This is a genomic window from Scytonema sp. PCC 10023 (assembly GCF_963920835.1).
In the GTDB taxonomy this organism is placed as follows: Bacteria; Cyanobacteriota; Cyanobacteriia; order Cyanobacteriales; family Nostocaceae; genus Kalymmatonema.
Genome location: NZ_CAWUDP010000255.1, coordinates 1 through 2,482, shown reverse-complemented (window position 1 = coordinate 2,482; position 2,482 = coordinate 1). Strand labels below are relative to the sequence as shown.

Genomic DNA, 2,482 nt, shown 5'->3' with positions numbered 1-2,482 from the left:
AAGAAAAGACCACCCTCAACGGGCATAGCAATGCGGTTATAAGCGTAAGTTACAGTCCAGATGGCAAGACTTTGGCTTCTATAAGTTGGGACAACACTATCAAACTATGGGATGTGAATACAGGTCAAGAAAAGACCACCTTCAACGGGCATAGCGATACGGTCTATAGCGTAGCATTCAGCCCAGATGGCAAGACCTTAGCTTCTGCTAGTTGGGATAAGACTATAAAACTGTGGGATGTCGCTACAGGCAAACAAAAGACCACTCTCAAAGGGCATAGCAATACGGTCCAGAGTGTGAGTTACAGCCCAGATGGCAAAACCTTAGCTTCTGCAAGTGATGACAACACCATAAAACTGTGGGATGTGTCTACAGATAAACAGACGACCCTCACTGGGCATAACAGTGCAGTTACTAGCGTCAGTTACAGCCCAAATGGTAAAACATTAGCTTCTACGAGTTCTGACCAGACCATAAAACTGTGGGATGTCGCTACTACTCAACAAAAGACTACCCTCAACGGGCATAGCGGTACAGTCTTTAGCGTTAGTTTCAGCCCAGATGGCAAGACCTTAGCTTCTGCGAGTCGGGACCAGACCATAAAACTGTGGGATGTTGCTACAGGCGAAGAAAAGTTCACCCTCATGGAACATAACAATGCAGTCTCTAGCATCAGCTTTAGCACAGACGGCAAGACCTTAGCTTCTGGGAGTTCTGACAGCACTATAAAACTGTGGGATCTGACTACAGGTCAAGAAAAGACCATTCTCAACGGGCATAGCAATACGGTTATAAGCGTGAGTTACAGCCGAGATGGCAAAACCTTAGCTTCTGCCAGTTATGATAAGACCATAAAATTGTGGGATGTGGCGATAGGGAAAGAAAAGACCACCCTCAACGGGCATAGCGATGTGGTCAATAGCGTAGCATTTAGCCCAGATGGCAAGACCTTAGCTTCTGCAAGTGATGACAAGACCATCAAACTGTGGGATGTGGCTACAGGTAAAGAAAAGACCACCCTCAAAGGGCATAGCGATAAGGTGAACAGCGTAGCATTCAGCCCAGATGGCAAAACCTTAGCTTCTGCAAGTTCTGACATAACCATAAAACTGTGGGATGTGGCTACAGGCAAAGAACAGACCACCCTTAACGGGCATAGCGATAAGGTCAGGAGCGTAACTTTCAGCCCAGACAGCAAAACCTTAGCTTCTGCAAGTACCGATAATACAGTAATTTTATGGGGTTTAAATTCTATTTTATCTAATTTAGATTTTGATAATCTTATGAAACGCGATTGTGATATAATTCGAGATTACTTGCAAACAAATCCCAAAGTTAGCAATAGCGATCGCACTCTCTGCAACGGCATTGGCACTTATAATTACAAATTTTAAAGTAAGCGCTCGCACTCTCTGTGACGGCATTGGCACTCACAATTACAAATTTTAAAATTAGCGATCGCACTCTCTGCAACGGCATTGGCACTTATAATTACAAATTTTAAAGAAAGCGATCGCACTCTCTGCAACGGCATTAGCACTTACAATTACAAATTTTAAAGAAAGCGATCGCACTCTCTGCAACGGCATTAGCACTTACAATTACAAATTTTAAAGAAAGCGATCGCACTCTCTGCAACAACATTGGCACTCAAAATTAGAGGAGAAACACCAAGAACAAGAAATGCGTTACTCCACACAAGAAACCACACCAGCCAAAGAATTCTCCTACGCAATCACAACCGCCTCAGCATCAGGACTACACTTAAGCCTGCTACGCCTCTTCTCCTTCTCACAACAAACTTGCCCTTTCGGCGTTATCGTAAAAACTCTTTTGAGCAAGTGTTCTAGCCGGAATAGCGAGCATGATTGCACGCAAAGCGCGATTGGTGCCTAATACGGTAGGCGATCGCGAACGCGAGTGCGTGTCCCCTTGGAACTCAGCGCTGCTTTCAGCAGATCGCCATGCAGGGCGGCTCATGAAGGAGCATCGCCTCCAAGAATTCTGGGGCAATTAGGAGAGGCAGAAAGGAGGCTCGCGGAAAATAGATTAAGCAAAGGCATTTAACACTCTTTTTATAAAATTCCAGCTTATATTTATATGTTCTTCATTTGAAAACTGAATTAACTCATTACACTATATATATATACAGACGGTAACTAAGTTAAACTTTATAAATTAACAAATTTAACGCCTCAGAGAGTGATTTCTGAGGCGTTTAAATCAATTATCAGTTATCAGTTATCAGTTATCAAGTACCCGCAGTACCAGTTTTTTGGCTTCGGCGCGAGCGCTCAGCCGAGCGGTCACTGTTCACTGTTCACTGATAACTGTTAAAGGCTATTGCACTAAAATCGAGCGTATCAAAATGCTCATAACTTCACCCGTGTTGCCAGTTGGTACCAGGGGACTCCAATCACTAATTTCGGCGGGTAGAGTCGATAGGAGGTATTACTCTCCGTACCTCTCTGTTAAATCTAGA

2 protein-coding genes are annotated in these 2,482 nt (G+C 43.9%); both read left to right on the top strand.

Annotation, left to right across the window (positions count from 1 at the left end; all coding sequences use genetic code 11):
* A partial coding sequence (locus ACM0OZ_RS48455) for a WD40 repeat domain-containing protein (protein WP_414590092.1) occupies nucleotides 1–1,394 on the top strand: 1,394 nt, incomplete at its 5' end.
* A 470-nt stretch (nucleotides 1,395–1,864) separates the two neighbouring features.
* Nucleotides 1,865–2,017 (top strand): hypothetical protein, encoded by a 153-nt coding sequence (locus tag ACM0OZ_RS48450; RefSeq protein ID WP_414590091.1) that lies wholly within the window; start codon nucleotides 1,865–1,867, stop codon nucleotides 2,015–2,017.
* Nucleotides 2,018–2,482 lie beyond the last annotated feature (465 nt).